This window comes from Trinickia diaoshuihuensis (assembly GCF_003390925.1).
Classification (GTDB): domain Bacteria; phylum Pseudomonadota; class Gammaproteobacteria; order Burkholderiales; family Burkholderiaceae; genus Trinickia; species Trinickia diaoshuihuensis.
On the sequence record NZ_QUBS01000077.1, the window covers coordinates 16,205 to 33,971 of the forward strand.

At 63.5% G+C, this 17,767-nt stretch carries 13 protein-coding genes; 7 read left to right on the forward strand and 6 right to left on the reverse strand.

The features are described from left to right. Positions 1-31: 31 nt before the first annotated feature. From DXT59_RS16090 to DXT59_RS16105, 4 genes are read right to left on the reverse strand one after another with little or no spacing between them, the layout of a single operon-like run. The gene (locus tag DXT59_RS16090; RefSeq protein WP_240324541.1) at positions 32-2,029 is read right to left on the reverse strand and encodes an O-linked N-acetylglucosamine transferase, SPINDLY family protein; all 1,998 of its coding nucleotides are present in this window, start codon (positions 2,027-2,029) and stop codon (positions 32-34) included. Beyond that, a complete protein-coding gene (locus tag DXT59_RS16095) occupies positions 2,029-4,308 on the reverse strand; it encodes a tetratricopeptide repeat protein (RefSeq protein WP_116137886.1) in 2,280 nt (759 codons plus the stop codon). Before DXT59_RS16095 ends, DXT59_RS16090 begins: the two co-directional genes overlap by 1 nt. Positions 4,309-4,355: 47 nt before the next feature. Beyond that, positions 4,356-6,362 (reverse strand): O-linked N-acetylglucosamine transferase, SPINDLY family protein, encoded by a 2,007-nt coding sequence (locus DXT59_RS16100; protein ID WP_116137959.1) that lies wholly within the window; start codon positions 6,360-6,362, stop codon positions 4,356-4,358. Between the two features lie 10 nt (positions 6,363-6,372). Then, on the reverse strand, positions 6,373-8,862 hold the full coding sequence (locus tag DXT59_RS16105) for a glycosyltransferase (RefSeq protein WP_116137887.1): 2,490 nt from the start codon (positions 8,860-8,862) through the stop codon (positions 6,373-6,375). A 336-nt stretch (positions 8,863-9,198) separates the two neighbouring features. On the opposite strand from DXT59_RS16105, the gene DXT59_RS16110 reads away from it, so the two are divergent. From DXT59_RS16110 to DXT59_RS16135, 6 genes are read left to right on the forward strand one after another with little or no spacing between them, the layout of a single operon-like run. Next, complete coding sequence (locus DXT59_RS16110; RefSeq protein ID WP_116137888.1) at positions 9,199-10,329, forward strand: DegT/DnrJ/EryC1/StrS family aminotransferase; 1,131 nt, start codon at positions 9,199-9,201, stop codon at positions 10,327-10,329. Further along, positions 10,319-11,029: a WbqC family protein gene (locus DXT59_RS16115; RefSeq protein ID WP_116137889.1), complete on the forward strand. Its 711-nt coding sequence runs from the start codon at positions 10,319-10,321 to the stop codon at positions 11,027-11,029. The genes DXT59_RS16110 and DXT59_RS16115 overlap by 11 nt, the downstream gene beginning before the upstream one ends. Then, a complete protein-coding gene (locus DXT59_RS16120) occupies positions 11,026-11,658 on the forward strand; it encodes a class I SAM-dependent methyltransferase (RefSeq protein ID WP_116137890.1) in 633 nt (210 codons plus the stop codon). Before DXT59_RS16115 ends, DXT59_RS16120 begins: the two co-directional genes overlap by 4 nt. Next, complete coding sequence (locus DXT59_RS16125) at positions 11,658-12,317, forward strand: acetyltransferase (protein WP_116137891.1); 660 nt, start codon at positions 11,658-11,660, stop codon at positions 12,315-12,317. The genes DXT59_RS16120 and DXT59_RS16125 overlap by 1 nt, the downstream gene beginning before the upstream one ends. A 10-nt stretch (positions 12,318-12,327) precedes the next feature. Continuing rightward, complete coding sequence (locus DXT59_RS16130) at positions 12,328-13,275, forward strand: glycoside hydrolase family protein (RefSeq protein ID WP_116137892.1); 948 nt, start codon at positions 12,328-12,330, stop codon at positions 13,273-13,275. Positions 13,276-13,289: 14 nt separating this feature from the next. Beyond that, entirely contained in the window at positions 13,290-14,006 is a 717-nt protein-coding gene (locus tag DXT59_RS16135; RefSeq protein WP_116137893.1) for a phytanoyl-CoA dioxygenase family protein, read from the forward strand. A gap of 42 nt (positions 14,007-14,048) precedes the next feature. On the opposite strand, the gene DXT59_RS16140 is transcribed toward DXT59_RS16135, so the two are convergent. After that, positions 14,049-14,831 (reverse strand): FkbM family methyltransferase, encoded by a 783-nt coding sequence (locus DXT59_RS16140; RefSeq protein WP_162878105.1) that lies wholly within the window; start codon positions 14,829-14,831, stop codon positions 14,049-14,051. 269 nt (positions 14,832-15,100) lie between these two features. Here DXT59_RS16140 and DXT59_RS16145 point away from each other — a divergent pair, with 269 nt between their 5' ends. Then, on the forward strand, positions 15,101-16,717 hold the full coding sequence (locus DXT59_RS16145) for a tetratricopeptide repeat protein (RefSeq protein WP_116137895.1): 1,617 nt from the start codon (positions 15,101-15,103) through the stop codon (positions 16,715-16,717). 19 nt (positions 16,718-16,736) lie between these two features. Here DXT59_RS16145 and motB read toward each other — a convergent pair whose 3' ends face one another. Then, complete coding sequence (gene motB / locus DXT59_RS16150; protein WP_116137896.1) at positions 16,737-17,753, reverse strand: flagellar motor protein MotB; 1,017 nt, start codon at positions 17,751-17,753, stop codon at positions 16,737-16,739. Between the last annotated feature and the right edge of the window lie 14 nt (positions 17,754-17,767).

The following is a 17,767-nucleotide window of genomic DNA, read 5'->3' on the forward strand; positions in this document are numbered from 1 at the left end:
TTTGAACTTTGAATGCGGCGGACCCGGTGCTTCAAACCGGCTTGGACAGGTTTTGCGACTGGGCGCCGTGCTCGCGCCACATCTGCGCAAATTGCGCCTCCAGCGTGCGTGCGAATCGATCGGGCCGGCACAGCGACGACGCCGACATCCGTTCGCGCAACCCGCCGCGCAATGCCGCCAACGCCTCGCGATCGCCCGCGAACGCCACGGCCTTCGCGACATAATCCTCATCGTCGCGCGCGATCCAATCGCCGAGTCCCGCGCTCTGGACCACGCTCTCGCACAAATGGCCAAGGAAGCGATCGCCGTGACGGCACAACACCGGCACGCCCATCCATAAACTTTCGGCCGTCGTCGTGCCGCCCGGATACGGGAATGGGCTCAGCGAAATATCAATCCGGTTGTAGGTCGCCAAATATTCGGCGCGTGGCGAAGGTCCCTCCAGCAGCAGCCGATCGGCCGTCACGCCGTGCGCGGCAAAGCGCGCCACGATCAGGGCACGCTGCGCTTCATCGGCCAGTTGCTGCGCCTTCAAGAAGAGGCGCGCGCCGGGCACGGCCCGCAAAATCCGCGACCATACCGCGACCACGCGATCGTTGACTTTGACGAGATCGCTAAAGCACCCGAACGTAAGCGGACGTGTCGTATCGGCCGACGCCGCGGCGTCGATGGCCACGTCCGGCTCGGGCGGCGTAAAACAGAGGTAGCCGTGCGGCAGACGCCAGGGCCGCTCGATGAAATGCGGCTCCTCTTCACGCGGCAGCACCCATTCGTCGCCGAGCACGTAATCGATGGCGGACAGCCCCGTCGATGCGAAGTACCCGATCCAACTGACTTGGACCGGCGCCGGCTTCCACGCGAAGATCGGCAAGCGGTTGGCATCGGTATGCCCCGCCATGTCGAACAAGATATGCACGCCGTCGTTGCGGATCATCGTGGCCGCCGCTTCGTCCGTGAGCCCGACGACACTGCGCCATGCCGCGAAACGCGGTTTGAGCCGCTGCGTGAGCGCATCTTCGTAAGGACGCGTCGAATAAGCGACGAGCCGCACCCGCGACGGATCGAGATGCGCGAGCACGCTTTCGAGGAAGAAGCCGACCGGATGCGTCCGGAAGTCTCCCGAAACGAAGCCGATGCGCAGCGGCGCGCCCGGCATTCGATCCACGAGCCAATTCGTGAAGGGCCGAGCCGCCTCGCTCGCGACGCGGCCGAACGCGAGCGCCTCGCCAAGGTACTCGCGCGGCGCGATATCCTCGGCAAAGCTCAGCGTGAAAAGCAGATTGCTCCAGGCTTCCCCCCAAGCCGGCCGCAACGCGATCGCACGCCGGAACGCTGCGATCGCCGCGTGATGTTCGCCCGTCTCGCGCAGCACGATGCCGAGATTGAGCGCGACTTGCGGCTCGTTCGGCAGCAGGCGTTGCGCCTCCCGGTAGCAAGCGGCGGCTTCGGCGAGCCTGCGTTGCGACTTCAACGCATTGCCGAGATTGTTGTGGGCCTCGCCGACCATCGGCTGCAGCGCGATGGCCTCACGGCAATGCTTTTCCGCGCCTTCGGCATCGCCCAGTTCGCGCAGCACGTTGCCGAGGTTGGTATGCGCTTCGGCGAACTGCGCGTTGATCCGCAATGCCTTGCTGAAACTACTCGCGGCGGCGGCCGGAAGCCGCATCTGCAGCAGCACCATGCCGAGATTGTTATGCGCGCGAAAATGGTTAGGATCCAGTGCGAGCGCCTGCTCGTAGCTTTCCACGGCCGCCTCGAGCTTGCCCCACCCTCGCAGCGCACTACCCAGATTGTCGAAATACGTGGCCTGAGGGCTAATCTCGATCGCTCGGCCGATCAAGTCGAGCGCGTCGGCAAAGCGTTGCTCTTGCATCGCGATCACGCCCAGCAAATGCAATGCATCGGCATGACGCGGCATGCGCGCCAGCGCCGCTTCGTAACGGCTGCGCGCCTCTTGCAGACGGCCGCCGCGATGATGGACGAGACCGTCCTCCACGAGCGCGAACGCGCCCTGATCCATCGCGGTCATTACGCGATCTCCTTCGTCTTCGTTTGCCACATCTGTTCGATCGCCGTCATCCAATGACCGGCGAAACGGTGCGCATCGGTCAGCGGCGAGCGCTCGACGCGCTCGCGCAACCCCGCGCGCAATGCCGCCAACCCAGGCAAATCGGCTGCCGCCGCGACCGCGCGGGCGATGTAATCGTCGGTATCGGCCGCGATCCACTCATGCAGGCCCACCGTCTTCGCCACGAGTTCGCCCAAATGCGAGAGAAACCGATCGCCACGGCGCGTCAGTACCGGCACGCCCATCCACAATCCCTCGACGCTCGTCGTTCCGCCCGGATACGGGAACGGATCGAGCGCGAGATCCACGCGCCCGTAGGTGGCGAAGTACTGCTCGCGCGAGGACGGCCCTTCCAGCAGCAAACGCGTTTCATCGATGCCGTGCGCCGCAAAGCGCGCATAGGTATCGCGCACGATCGAGGGCTCCGCCAGTTGATGGTTCTTCAGCAAGAGACGCGATTGCGGAACCGCCTGCAGAATGCGCGACCATACCGCGAAAACGCCGTCGTTCAGCTTCTTATGGTTGTTCAAGCAGCCGAAGGTGACATAGCCGTTCGCGAGCGCGGGTAACGGGGTCACGGGTTGAGGCTCGGCCGGCAGCGTGAAGCACAAGTAGCTATCGGGCAGACGCCAGATGCGTTCCGTGTATTGCCCTTCCTCTCCGGGCGGCACGACATACGGATCGGCCAGCAGGTAGTCGATTTCGGCGAGCCCGGTCGTCGCGAAGTAGCCGAGCCAACTGACTTGCACCGGCGCGGGCCGCCAGGCGAACATCGGCAGTCGGTTGCGGCCGGTATGGCCCGACAGGTCGATGAGCACGTCGATTCGATCGTCGTGAACACGCCGCGCGAGATCGGCATCGTCCATCTCCGCTACATGGCGCCATGTCGAGAAGAGCGGCTTGATGCGCGCCGTCAATTCGTCGCTATGCAACGCGTTCGAATAGGCGATGGGTTCGATCCGTGTGCGGTCGATGCGCGCGAGCACCGATTCGAAGAAGTAGCCGACGGGGTGCTTGCGCAAGTCGGCTGAGACAAAGCCCACGCGCAAGGGGCGCCCCGCGCGCGACGGATCGCGGAGCGCGGGCCACTGCATATAGGGCGTCGCCCGGGCACGCATCCGTTCGCCGAAGTAGCGGGCATCGGCCAAGTGCGTGCTCGCGGACCAGTTCGATGCGTACGATTGCCCGAACAGCACGCACGTGTGCGATTCGCCGAAATCGGGATTGAGCGCGAGGGCGTCGCGGTAGCACCGCAATGCCCCGTCGGGCTGGCCGAGATCGGCGAGAATCGTCCCGAGATTGTTGTGAAACGACGGCGTATCGCCGCGCAACTCGATCGCGCGCCGCGCAAAGCCGAGCGCGCGTTCGGGCGCGCCGAGCCGGCGCAACGCATTCGCCAAGTTGTGATGCGCGTCGGCGAATTCGGGATCGAGCGCGATCGCGCGTTCATAGCAGGGCACCGCCTCGGGCACGCGCCCGGCGCCGTTCAGCGCGTTGCCGAGCGTGTTGTGCGCTTGGGCCGAATCCGGCTTGAGTTCGACGACGCGCCGATAGGCCTCGATGCCGCCCGCAATATCGCCGCGATGCATGAGCAAGCCCGCGAGCTTCTCGTGCGCGGCGGCCAGTTGGGGCGCGAGCGCCACGCTTTCGCGTAGGCATTCGAGCGCCGCATCGCCATGCCCTTTCGTCTGCAAGACGACGGCCAGGTTCAGATGCGCCTCGGCGAACGTGGACTTGGCGGCGATCGCCTTGCCGTAGGCGGCAATGGCGGCATCGAGTTCGCCCATATCCTTGAGCGCATTGCCGAGATTGTTGAACGCCTCGGCGTAACCGGGCTTGAGCTCGATCGCGCGCGCGCAACTCGTCAGCGCGGCTGCGGCGTCGCCCCGCTCGCGCAGCGCGTTACCGAGGTTGTTGTGCGCATCGGCGTAATCGGGCTTCAACTCCACTGCACGCGTGTACGCAGCCACGGCATCGTCGAGCTTGCGCGCGTCGCGCAGGGCGTTGCCGAGGTTGTTGTAATAGATCGGGCTGGCATGCGCGGCGATCGACTCGCGCATGAGCGCGATGCCCGCCTCGCTTTGCCCGATCTGGCAGGCGAGCAAGCCCATGAAATGCAGCGCGTCGGGATGCTTCGGCTTGACCGCCAAGATGCGCGTGTACAGCGCTTTCGCATCGGCAAGACGTCCCGCCTGATGATGGGCCAATGCCGTATTCAGCAGTTGGGCGGTGTCTTGCATGTTCGGTCCGATCGTAAGGAAAAGGCGGCGGCGCGCTTATCGCGCCGTCATGCCGTGGTCGCGCGCGTCGCGGCGCCGATGCGCGCGATGCCGTCGCGCCACATCCCCTCGAATGCGTCTTCCAAATGGCGCGCATAGCGCGCCGCGTCGCACAGCGGCGAAGCCAGCAGCGAGGCGCGCGCGGTGCGACGGAGCGCGGCAAGGCGAGGCACATCGGCTGCGAAGGCAACGGCTTTGGCGACATACTCGTCGTTGTCCTTGGCGATCCAATCGGCCAAGCCCGCCGAATGCAGCATGCTCACGCAGATGTTCGACAAGAACCGGTCTCCCTGCCGGCACAAGACCGGCACGCCCATCCACAACCCCTCGACGCTCGTCGTACCGCCGGGGTAAGGGAACGGGCTCAACGCGATATCGACGCGGTTATACGCCGCGAAGTAGTCGGCGCGCGGCGAGCGTCCTTCGAGGATCAGCCGCGACGGGTCGATACCGCGCGCGGCGAAGCGCCGGCGCGTCGTCTCGCACGTGGGAGCATCGTCGAGTTGCTTCGCTTTGAGGAACAGCCGCGAGCCGGGCACGGCGTGCAGGATGCGCGCCCAAACCTCGACGACGCTATCGTTCATCTTCATCAGATGATTGAAGCAGCCGAACGTCACATGCGCCTCGCGCTCGAGCGGCAAGGGTCCGATTTCGACCTGCTCCGCCGGCGGTGTGAAGCACAAGTAACTATCCGGCAAACGCCAGAGCCGCTCCGTATAGTGCGCTTGCGCATCGGCAGGCAGCACGTGCGGATCGCCGAGCAAGTAGTCCATCGCCGGCAAGCCCGTGCTCGCGAAATAGCCGAGCCAACTTGCCTGCACGGGCGCCGCGCGCCAGGCGAACAGCGGCAAGCGGTTGTAGTTCATATGCCCCGACAAATCGAGCAGCAAGTCGATGCGATCGTCGCGAATGCGCCGCGCGGCTTGCTCGTCGTTCATCGATGCCAACGGCGTCCAGGCCGAAAAATACGGCTTGATGCGGGCGGTCAGCGCGTCTTCGAAGCGGCGTGTCGGGTAGGCCACGAGTTCGATGCGGCCGCGGTCGATATGGGCCAGCAGGCTTTCGAGGAAATGGCCCGTGGGGTGAATCTTCAGATCGCCTGAAACGAAGCCGACGCGCAGCGGGCCGTTGCGGCGCGGCTCGGTCGCGACGAGCCAATCGCGCCACGGCGTGGCGCCGGCCGTGGCGATGCGTCCGAACTCTTTCGCTTCGGCAACATACGCCGCCTGATCGAAATCCTCGCGATAGCTGAGGATGAACAGCAGGTTGCTGCGCGCTTCCAACAGACCCGGCTTGAGCGCGATCGCGCGGCGATAGGCTTCGATCGCGGCGTCGAGATCGCCGAGATCGACCATTGCGTTCGCCAAGTTGTTGTGCGCTTCGGCGTAGTCGGGCTGCAAGCCGATGACCGTCTTGAAACACTCGACAGCCTCGGTCAACTGCCCTTGCTCGCGCAACAAGTTGCCGAGGTTGTTATGCGGATGCACGTAATCGGGCTTGAGCGCGATCGCCTGCCGAAAACTTTCCATCGCCGCCGCGCGCATGCCGCGCGCCGCGAGCGCATTGCCCAGGTTGCCGTAGAAGATCTCGCTCTCGCGCCGGGCCAAGGCGGCCATGATCAGTTCGCAAGCGCGTGCGTAGTCGCCGCGGTGATAGGCGATCAGGCCCGACAGGTGCAAGGCGTCCGAATGGTCCGGATCGACGGCGAGGATTTGGCGATAAATCGCCTCGGCCTCGGGGAAACGGCCCGCGAGTTGATGGGCCAGGCCGGTTTCGATGGGGGGCGCGCCAAGCCCGGTCGATGCCGGTTGCACCGCGGGCACGGGCGCGTTCTTCGCTCCCGGCTCGTTGCCGGGCGCAGCCGCCGGCCGGCCGATCGCGGGCGGGGCGACGAACCGAATGCCGCCCGGTGAGCTTTTGGCTGTGACGACGCCCGCAGGCGTTTGCGCGAGACCCTGCCCGTCCCGGCCTTGCTTTAACTGCTCGACCGGATTGGTAAATAGACGCCCCGTCATCGAGCCACGCTCATTCGCCATACTTGCGCAGATAGCGCTCGTAACCCGCGCGCCACGGCGGCGTATTGAAGGCGCCGGCGCTCTCGTGCACGACGCTGATCGGCCAGGTACCCATCTTCAGGCCTTTCAGTTCGGCTTGGCGGCAGAAGTCCATGTCGTAGAAATGGAAGTCGAATTGCTCGTCGAAGCGTACGCCGCTCTCGATCAGACGCGCGCTGTCCGCCACGAGCATGAGCCCGTCGAGCAGTTTGCATTCGACGCCGGCCGGCCCGAAGTAAGACACGCCGTCGCTGGCCAATCCCTTGCCATGCCCCACCGAGCCGCTCAAGTATTCGGCGGTATCCCACGTGAATTGCGGCGTCGCAAAGGCCCACGCCGGCTGCTGCGGGGAGCGGCGGCGATTGCCGGCCAGACCGAGCACGTCGAATTGACGCAGCCCTTCGTAAATGCGATCGATCCAGAAGAAATCGCTGATCGAAACGTCGTCGTGCACGAACACGAGAATCGCCGGATTGCTCGCGGCTTGTTCGATCGCCGCGTTATAGAGCGTGGATAGTCCCGTCGTGTTGCTGTCGAACAGCAGCAGTTCGGGCATCTTGGCTTGATGCATCACGGCAAGCGAACGGCCCAGCGCGGTCTCGCGCAAGAAGCTCTCTTGCGAGTGGCGCGTCGCGCAGACCAGGCGGATGGGCTTGGCCGCCACATCGCCTGCTTGACCGCGCGAAACGACGATCTGCTCGCTTGCCTGCGCCTGACCGGGCGAGACAACGGTACGCGGCGCACCGCTTTTCGTGAACAGGAAGAACGGCTCGCGCACGTTGCACCCGACCATGTCGGCATCGAGGTCGCCGAGGACTTCCGCGTGCGGCAGCAACTCGCCGCTAAAGCCCGCCGCATGGAAATGTTCGGCGATATCGGCGCCGAAAAAGCGCACGTGGTCGGATTGGCCGAAGTAGCGCGTCGCGAACGGCTCGCTCGGCGTCTTGTTCAACTCGAACGTGTACTTCAATACCGGCGAATACGGCGTTTGGGCAACCAGATGACCGCCCGCTTTCAAGCAACGGTTGAATTGGGCCAGCGCCGTGTCGGGCTGCGCCACGTGCTCGAGCACGTGGTTGCAGATGATCAAATCGAAATAGTTGTCGGGGAAATCGAGCGCTTCGACATTGAGCCTGCGATGCGCCGGCGAACGCGGATGCAGATCGCCCGCGACATATTCGAGCGGCGCCAGCCGGCGAATACGCTCTTCGATCTTCGGTTCGGGCGCGATGTGCAAGATCCGCATCGCCGGGGCCTGCTCGAGCAAGCCCGTGAAGGCGATGTAGAGCCAGAGATGGCGGTCGCGGTCGTTACTGTGGCAATGCGGGCACGAATGCCGTTCGAGCGTGGAGCCGACCGATTCGATCTGCTGCAAAAATTCGAGATCGACGGCATGCGGGAACGGCAGCCAACGCTCGACCGGTTTCTCGCATACGACGCAAATGTTCTGCTTGACGACCGGACGGGCGGGCGCGGCAGCCGCGGCTGCCGCCGCGCTGCGCTGCGCGATGCGGCCCGCGACGGCGCTGCGCGCGAATTCGAGGTTCGCCTGGTAGCGCGGGGAGCTGAACAATTCGCTTGCATCGCGCTCGACCAAGTCGGGCAAATCCGCGAGCAAACGCTTGATCTCGGGCAATTCGTTGCGGCCGTTCTGATTGCCCGAATAGCCCGCATACAGTTCGGCCAGCCGTCGGCCCGCATGAGCCAGCTCGGCCGTGTTCAGATTGCCGGCCGCCCCTTCGGCGCGCACGAAAATTTCCCACTCGTACATACCGGCGCTGAAGTTGGCGCTGCCCACATCGGACTGCTGCCCGCTGTGCCGGCGAAAGGCGCTCAGATAGCCGCCCACGGCCACGATCGGCGCGCGCTCCGCGAGGTTCAGATACATCGCCACGTCGTTCAGGAAGTCGAGCTTCATCGACCGATAGTCGAGCACGGTGGCCGCATCGACGAATGCACGGCGCACCATGACGTTCGTGGGCTCGCCGACGAAGTTATGAATCTGCCCGATCATCCCGCGCACGAGCGTGCCGCGATCCACGAGCGCGCGCTGACCCGGTTCGAGCAACGGCCCCGGCGTCATCGTGACCTCATCGTTCTCGTTGATGATCACGCGCTCGTGAAACGCGAGCGCCGACTGCGGATTCGCCTCGAGGGCCGACACGAGCGCTTCGACCGATTCGGGCATCAGCACGTCGTCGTCGTAAAGCCACTTCACGTACGTGCCCGTCGCCCGCTCCCACAGACGCTGCGAGTTCTTCAGGCCGTTTTGAAACCCGTGGTGGAAGTAGCGGATGCGCGGATCGTTTTGCTGCGCGACGATGGCGGCAAGCGCGCCGTCGACCCGATCGTCCCCGACGAGGATCTCGATGTCCGCGAACGTTTGTTGCCGCGCGCTCACCAGGGCCCTGGCGAGAAACTCGGGCTTGTACGCGGGGATCAGAATGCTGACGATGGCCATTGATGCGAATCCTTCGGTAGACGGGAAGAGCGAGATCCGCGCGGCGGCGAACCCACTCCAGCCTCGTGCGCGGGCGGGGCAGTCCCACGATTTCGCACACGACGGGCATTTTTCGATTGCGGCAAGCTTACCGGCCGGCGCCCCGGTTCGATTTGCTGAAAAGGGACGGTTTTACGGCCCAATTTCCACGTCTGTCGCGGCATTCATTCGAAATGGCCCAAATTCCGCCCCCTGATCGACAGATAGGGCGGCCGGCGGCGCGACTAGACTGCACGGCAATGGTCGCAAGCCACGCCCGCGCTGCGCCGAACCTCTATGCGCCTAGGTGTAGACCCAATGGACAAACTGATTCCCGTCACCCAACCGTACCTGCCGCCGCTGGAAGAATTCGTTCCTTATCTGGAGGCGATCTGGGACAGCAAGACGGTCACGAACGGGGGGCAGTTTCATGCGCGGCTCGAGCGTGAGTTGTGCGAGTACCTGGGCGTCGAGTTCCTCTCGCTGTTCTCGAACGGCACGCTCGCGCTGATCACGGCGTTGCAGGCCATGAAGATCACGGGCGAGGTCATCACGACGCCGTTCAGCTTCGTGGCGACGACGCACGCGCTGCATTGGAACGGGATTCGCCCCGTCTTCGCCGACATCGATCCGGTGACGATGAATCTGGATCCGAAGAAGATCGAGGCGGCCATCACGCCGCAGACGACCGCGATTCTGCCCGTGCACGTCTACGGCTCGCCGTGCGAGGTCGAGGAAATCGAACGGATCGCCGACACCTACGGCCTGCGCGTGCTGTACGACGCGGCGCATGCGTTCGGCGTGCGCAAGCACGGCCGATCGGTGCTGGAGTTCGGCGACATGTCGGTATTGAGCTTCCACGGCACCAAGATCTTCAATACGTTCGAGGGCGGCGCCATTATCAGCCGCGATGCGAAGACCAAACGGCGCATCGATCATCTGAAGAATTTCGGTTTCGTCGACGAAGTCACGGTCGTCGCACCGGGCATCAACGGCAAGATGAACGAAGTGCAAGCGGCTTTCGGTCTCTTGCAATTGCAGCACATGGAGAAGATCCAGGCGGAGCGCTCGCGCGTGGACGAACGTTATCGCGAGGCCCTCGCGGGCGTCGATGGCCTCGTGCTTCCGACGACGCCGGACGGCTGTACGCGCAATCACTCGTATTTCCCCGTACGTATCACGCGCGATTTCCCGATCGGCCGCGATGCGCTCTACGACGAATTGCGTGCGCGCAACATCGCGGCGCGCCGCTATTTCTACCCGCTCATCAGCGAGTTTCCGACGTACCGCGGCTTGCCGTCCGCCGGGCGCTCGAACCTGCCGGTAGCCAGCGAAATCGCCGAACAAGTGCTCTGCTTGCCGATCTATCCGGCGCTGACGCCGGCCGACCAGGACCGCATCATCGATCTCGTCATGACGTTCGCGAGGCAGCAGCAGTATGCAAGCTGAACGCCGGCTGGCGATCATGCAGCCTTACTTCTTTCCCTACATCGGCTATTTTCAGTTGATGGCGAAAGTCGATGCGTTCGTCGTCTACGACGATGTGAACTACATCAACAAAGGCTGGATCAATCGCAATCGAGTCAATGTCGCCGGTGCGGCGCACATGATCACCGTACCGCTGCAACAAGCGAGTCAGAACCGCTTGATCTGCGACATCGAACTCGACGCGGCGCCGGCGTGGCGCGACAAGATGCTCAGAACCATCGAGCAAAGCTATTCGCGCGCACCGCAATTTCAGCAGGTATTCCCGCTCGTCGAGCGTATCGTTCGTCACGCCGCGCCGAATCTGGCCGATTACTTGCTGCATAGCCTCACCGCATTACGCGACCATTTGCGTCTACCCACGGAGATCGTCGCGACGTCGCGGAAATACGCGAACGCGGCGCTCAAGGGCCAGGACCGCATCATCGACATTTGTCTGCAAGAGCGCACGCGCGTCTACGTCAATGCGATCGGCGGCATGGAACTCTATACCCGCGGCGATTTCGCCGATAAGGGGCTTGAACTAACCTTCCTTCAGCCCGCGCTCGCCCCCTATTCATGCGGCCGCGTGGCTTACGTTCCTGGTCTGTCGATCATCGACGTGCTGATGTGGAACGACCCGACCGCCGTCGATCAGATGCTTCATAGCGCGACTTTCTCATGAGTTCCGGTTACCACTCTCTCATCCGTCACTACGAGGATTGCCTCGCCCGTCACGGCGATACGCACCGCGGTGTCGATTGGCCGAATGCGGACGACGCGGCCAAGCGCTACCGAGTCATGCTCGAGCTCATCAAGCCGAGCCATGGGCTGGTCACGCTGCTCGACTTCGGTTGCGGCGCCTCGCATCTTTATCAGTACATGCTGGAGCGCGGCGTAGAGAACGTCAGCTACGCCGGCCTCGATGCCTCGCCCGCCTTTTGCGACCTGTCGAGCAAGAAGTACCCGCAAAACGAATATTTTTGTCTCGATGTCCTGGCGGAGCCCGAGCGGCTCGCGACGTTCGATTACGTCGTCATGAACGGGGTGTTCACCGAGAAGCGCGAGATGTCGTACGACGCGATGTGGGATTACTTCCGCAATATGCTGCGCGTCATCTTCGGCAAGGCTCGCCGCGGGATCGCATTCAACGTGATGTCGAAAGAGGTCGATTGGGAACGCGACGACCTTTTCCATGTCCCGCTCACCGACTTGACTCATTTTCTCGCTCGGGAGCTTTCGCGCCATTACGTCGTGCGGCATGACTACGGACTGTACGAATACACGACGTACGTCTACAAGGAGTCCAACTGATGGCAAACGTCGTCATATTCGGCATTCAAGACTATGCCGAGCTTGCTCACTACTACCTCGAGCACGACTCGCCGCACAAGGTCGTCGCGTTCTGCGTGAATCGCGACTATCTGCCCGAGGGCGGCACCTTCAGAGGGCTACCGGTCGTCGCGTTCGAAGACGTGATCGAGTCGCATCCGCCGTCGGATTTCAGTTTCTTCGCGCCGATGTCGCCCAAGCACATGAATCGCGACCGCGAACGCGTGTACCTAGCGATCAAGCAACGCGGCTACGAACTGATCAGCTACGTGAGTTCGAAAGCCACGCGTTTCGATAATCCGATCGGCGACAACTGCTTCATTCTCGAAGACAACACGCTGCAACCGTTCACATCGATCGGCAACAACGTCGTGCTGTGGAGCGGCAACCATATCGGTCACCACGGGCGCATCGAAGATCACGTAACGGTTACCTCGCATGTCGTGATGTCGGGCCATTGCACGATCGGCGCCTACAGCTTCCTAGGCGTGAATGCGACCTTGCGCGACGGCATCCGGATCGGCGAAGGCTCGTTTATCGCGATGGCCGCCGCCGTCATGAAAAGCACCGAGCCGTGGTCGGTCTACAAGGGCAATCCGGCAACGAAGCTGGCTATGTCGAGTACGGATTTGAAGCTGTAAGAGGCCGTAGATGGGACATATTCGCTGGCAAAAGCGCGGGCTCGTCTATACGGTGGACGAGCGGCTGCCATGGGCGAAGTCGCACGCGCAGATCCCCACCGTCGCGGGCGTGCGCGACGATACGCTGCAAGTGCTCTTCAGCAGCCGCGACGAGCACAACCGCAGCGCGATCGCATCGCTCGACGTCGCGCTGGACAACCCCGGCGAGGTCCTGCGCGTCGAGCGCGCGCCGCTCATGGAGCTGGGCAAGCTCGGCACGTTCGACGACTGCGGGATGATGCCTTCGTCGGTCGTCGAGCTGAACGGCGTCCGCTATCTGTACTACATCGGCTGGAACGTTCGCAACACCATTCCATATCACAACTCGGTGGGACTCGCGATCAGCGAGGACGACGGCCGCACCTACCGGCGCCTCTTCGAAGGGCCGGTGATGGACCGCACGGCCGAGGAACCGTACTTTTGCGGCACGACGTGCGTACGCATCGAGAACGGCATTTGGCGCAATTGGTATTTGTCGTGCACGGGCTGGATGCTCGTGGACGGCAAGCCGGAGCCGCGTTATCACCTCAAGTACGCCGAGTCGCGCGACGGCATCCATTGGACCCGCGAGGGCGTCGTCGCGATCGATTATGCCGACGCCTGCGAAGGCGGGCTCGTAAGAGCCTCGGTGCACCACGACGGCAAGCTGTATCGCATGTGGTATTGCCGCCGCAGCTACAGCGGATACCGCGAAAACAGCGCCGGCAGCTACCGCATGGGTTACGCCGAATCGCACGACGGGCTCGTCTGGACGAGGCTCGACGAACGGGCGGGACTCGACGTGTCGGAGAGCGGCTGGGATTCGTTCATGGTGGCCTACCCCGAAGTCGCCGAAGCCGGCGGCCGGTTGTATTGCTTTTATAACGGCAACGGATTCGGCGCGAGCGGCTTCGGCTATGCCGAAGCCATTGAAGCCTAGTTGGGAATTCGAACATGCAACCGATGAGCATCGTCCAAGGCGACCTCGCGCGCTTAGGCTACGTGGTCCTCGCCTCCGAACCGTTGCAAGCGCGGATGCGCGCCGTAAAGGCGCGTTTCGAGCAACGCTTTCTCGCGCAATTCACGGCAGACCCCGGCCGCAATCGTCAAATCGTCAAGTTGCTTGCCGAAGACATCGACGTCAAACGCTTCTTCAGTTCCGAGGAACTCGTCGACGCGCTGCGCGCGCACGTCGGCATCCTCGAACCGGTGCAGACGGGGCCCGTGGTGACGCATTACACGGCAAGCGATCTGACCGGAAACAACTATGGGCTCCCCTTCCACCAGGATTGGCCGAGCATGGGGACGTCGACGCGCGGCGTGATCGCGTGGACGTCGATTGGGGATATCGGCCGCGCGGGACCCGGATTGCGCATCGTGCCCGGCAGCCAAGCGCGCGGATTGTGGCCCGGCAAGCAGACCGACTCGGGCTACGTACTCGACGATCAAGCGCTCGCCGGTGCGATCGACATCGAGGTGCAGGCCGGGCAAATCCTATTGATGTCGCCGTTCCTCGTTCATAAGACGAAGACCTCGGACGCCCCCGGATGGAAGCTGTCGCTATCGTGCCGCTTCGACGATTTCGCCTGCGAAACGTGGAATCGCCGCAACTTCGTCAGCGCCTATCGGACCACGGTCGATCGCGGCGTCTATCTGCAAGGCTGCGATTGACGCGGTGGCGTGAGCGCAAACTCGCGGTCACGCCACCGCCCCTCATCGGCTGAAGATGCAGTTCCACAACCCGCCGTAGTTCTGCACCGGGTGCCGGCTCGCGAGCTCGAAGCCGAGCGCGCGCAGCGTAGCGGCGAGTTCGTCGAGCTTCGCCTCCTCGATCTCGATGAAGATTTCCTTGCAGCGCCGCAACGACTCGCTTGCGCCCGCGAGCACCGGCACTTCGTGGCCATCCACGTCGATCTTCACGTACTCGGGCTCTGCCAGGCCCATTTGCTCGCGCCAGCGGTCGAAATGAACGAGTTGGATCGGATGGACGTGCTGCGGCGCGAAGTTCTCGCCCGATACGGCCGTGGGCGAGCCGACGATCTTTTCGTGCGCGCCGAGCTCCATTTTGTGGATGAATAGCTTATCCACCCCGAACCGATCCGAAGCCGCGACGTTGAAGGCCGCGATATCCACGTCGTCGGCCCGATTCAAGAACGCGTTCCACGACAGCAGGAAGTAGTTCGACGGATCGGGCTCGATCGCCGCCACCTTCAAGCCGCGCTTGGCCGCATAAAGCGCGAAGATCCCGTTGCTTGCGCCGAAATCGTAGTAGGCGGCGCCGCGCGGAATGCCGTCGATCCAATCGAGCAGTTCCGGTTCGATGTACTCGAGGCCGGTGGCCATCCACAACAGCCGCTTGCTCGGCGCAAGCCAACGCAAATCGAGGCCGCGGATGCGCGTCTCGTGCGTATAACGGCCGAGGTCGAACGCCTGCGCGCGGGCGAGGGTCTCCTCGTCGACCAACGTTTCGATCGGGACATACTTCCAGGTATTCATCGCCAGCCTTTCTTCGTGCAATTGCCGGGGCGAAGCGCTCGCGTGTGTCGCGCCAATGCCGCCGCATGGGTCGTCTTTTCGGAACTGCAAGGCTAGCGGCGCGAGGGCCATATCGATTCGCGGAACAGACCAGAGATCGACCCTCAATTATGCGTTTCGGGTAGCGACGGCGGTGCCTCCTAGCGCCGTGGGCCAAACTCCCGAATAACCGGCCTCTCCCGCTGCTGTTTCGCCGTTTGACCATGGCGGGCCCAAAGTACCCTTGACCGATGTCCACGCTCCCGCCCTCTGCCTCGTCCGAATCCGCCGCGCTCGAAGCGGCCCATGACCTCTTCGCCGAGGGCCGGCTGGCTGAAGCCGAACTCGCCTATAAGCAGGCATTGACGGTTCACCCTCGGGATGCGGAGGCGCTCGCCCATCTCGGCCGCGTGCTGCACGCGCAGCAGCGTCTACCGGAAGCCGCGCTGGCATCGCATCTGGCCGTTACGATCCGGCCGGACTTTGTGCAGGCGCGGATCGATCTCGCATTGGTTTTGATCGACTTGGGCCGGATACCGGAGGCTGAGGCTACGTTGCGCGCGGCAATCGCCTCGCAGCCCGAACATGCCGATGCGCATTTCCATTTGGGGCTCGTATTGGAAAGGACGGCGCGCCTCGCGGAGGCGGAAGCCGCTTACCGACAGGCGCTCGAACTTCGCCCCGATGCAGTGGCCGTCCACAACAATCTGGGCAACGTGCTGCAACGCTCCGGCCGTGCGCAAGAAGCGGTCGAAGTCTACCAACGCGCGTTATCGCTCAATCCGAATGTCGCGCCGAGCCACTACAACCTGGCCACCGCACTGCGGGCAACCGGCTGCGCGCACGAAGCCGAGCCGCACTACCGGCGGGCGCTCGACCTCGAGCCCGGCTATCTCGACGCGCGATTCGGCCTCGGCACCTTGCTATTGAGTCTCGGCCGGTTCGAGGAAGGCTGGCGCCTGTTCGAATCGCGCTATGCCTTGCCGCGCTTTTTGCACTACAAGACGAAAGAGGCGCTGCCACTGCCCCAATGGCAGGGCGAGTCGCTCGCAGACCGCTCGCTGCTCGTCTGGCAAGAGGATGGACTGGGCGACGTGATCCAGTTCGGTCGTTATCTTCCGCTGCTCAAGGCCGCCGGCGCCGCGCGCATCGACATGGTCTGCGCGGCGTCGCTGCATCGTTTGTTCGCGCGTGTCGAGGGACTCGATGGGTTGCTGACGCATGACCAGGCGCAAACGAAGTTTTCCGAATACGATTGCTGGACGAGCCTGCTCAGTGCGCCGACGCATCTCGGTACGACGCTAGAGACGATTCCGCCCGCGAACTACCTGCGCATCGATGAAGCACGCTCCGCCTATTGGCGGGAACGGCTCGCGAAAGTATTGCCCGAGGGACCCCGCATCGGCCTCGTATGGCGCGGCAACCCGCGCCACCATAACGACGCGCATCGTTCGCTGGCGTCGCTCGCGCAGTTGCTGCCGCTATGGAGCCTGGCCGGTATCTCGTTCGTGAGTGTGCAGAAAGGGCAAGACGAGGACGAAGCACGGCATCCGCCGGCATTTCAACCGCTGCTCGCGCTTGGACATGAATTGGAAGACTTCGCCGATACGGCCGCACTGATCGAGCAACTCGATCTCGTCGTCAGCGTCGATACCTCGACGGCGCATTTGGCCGCATCGATCGGCAAGCCGTGCTGGGTACTGCTGCCCTATCACGATCCGGACTGGCGTTGGTTGCACGGGCGTGACGACAGTCCGTGGTATCCGCACACGATGCGCGTGTTCCGTCAGCCCAGGGCGGGCAATTGGTCGGCGCCGATGGAAGCGATGTTGCAAGCGGCCCGCGCACGATTCGCCGACTCTCGATAGCTCGCAATCCACCGCGCATTTACTGGGCCGACGACGCGCCCGCCGCCGGCGCCGCAATAGTAGGCGCGACCGCCGTGGGCATCGCAATCGGCTTCACCGCGTTTTGCAGCGAAGGCGCGACAGGTGCCGCATCGTTGATCGTCGTCGTGCGCCCGCCGTCGCGATAGAACGCCAGTTCGGCGGCGCGATTCATCACGAGAATGCTGATGCGGCGATTCGTCGGTGCATTGGGATCGTTGCCTTGTAGCGGCTGCACGTCGGCAAGACCGCGCACTTGCAAGATCTTTTGGATTTGCATCCCGCCCGCTACGAGCGCGCGGCGCGCCGCGTTCGCGCGATCGGAGGACAATTCCCAGTTCGTATAGCCGTCTTCGTTGCCTTGATAGGGCACGTCGTCGGTATGCCCCGCGATCGAGATATGGTTGTCGACATCGTTGAGCGCCGAGCCGATTTGCGCAAGGATCGTCGCCGCATACGGTTGCATCCGCGCACTGCCGGACGCGAACATCGGCCGCTTCTGCGAATCGACGATTTCGATACGCAGCCCCTCGCTCGTAATCGAGATCCGGATCTGATCCTTGAAAGCATTGAGCGCGGGCACATGCTCGATCAGCGCCGTGAGCTTCTGCTTCAACTGCTGCAGGCGCTGCATCTCGTCGGAGGCGAGTTGCGGGGTCGTCGTCTGCACGGGCGGATTGGGCTGCGTCATCGCACCCACGCCGGGACGCGTATCGGCAATGTTTTTGCCCCCGCCCTGCACGATGCTCGACGGCGTCGCGGGACTCGACTCGGTCCCGGAAAACAGCGCGGAGAGCGGCGTATTGAAGTACTTCTCGATCCCTTCCTTGTCGTACTTGGAAGTGGAGCCGAGCAGCCACATGAGCAGGAAGAACGCCATCATCGCCGTCACGAAGTCGGCATACGCGATCTTCCATGCGCCGCCATGATGGCCTTCGTGCTCGCCGCCGCGCTTGCGGCGCACGACGATGCTCATCGGCCGCTTCTCGGCGCTCTCGCGGGAAAGTCTATCGCCCATCGCTTGCTCGTCCG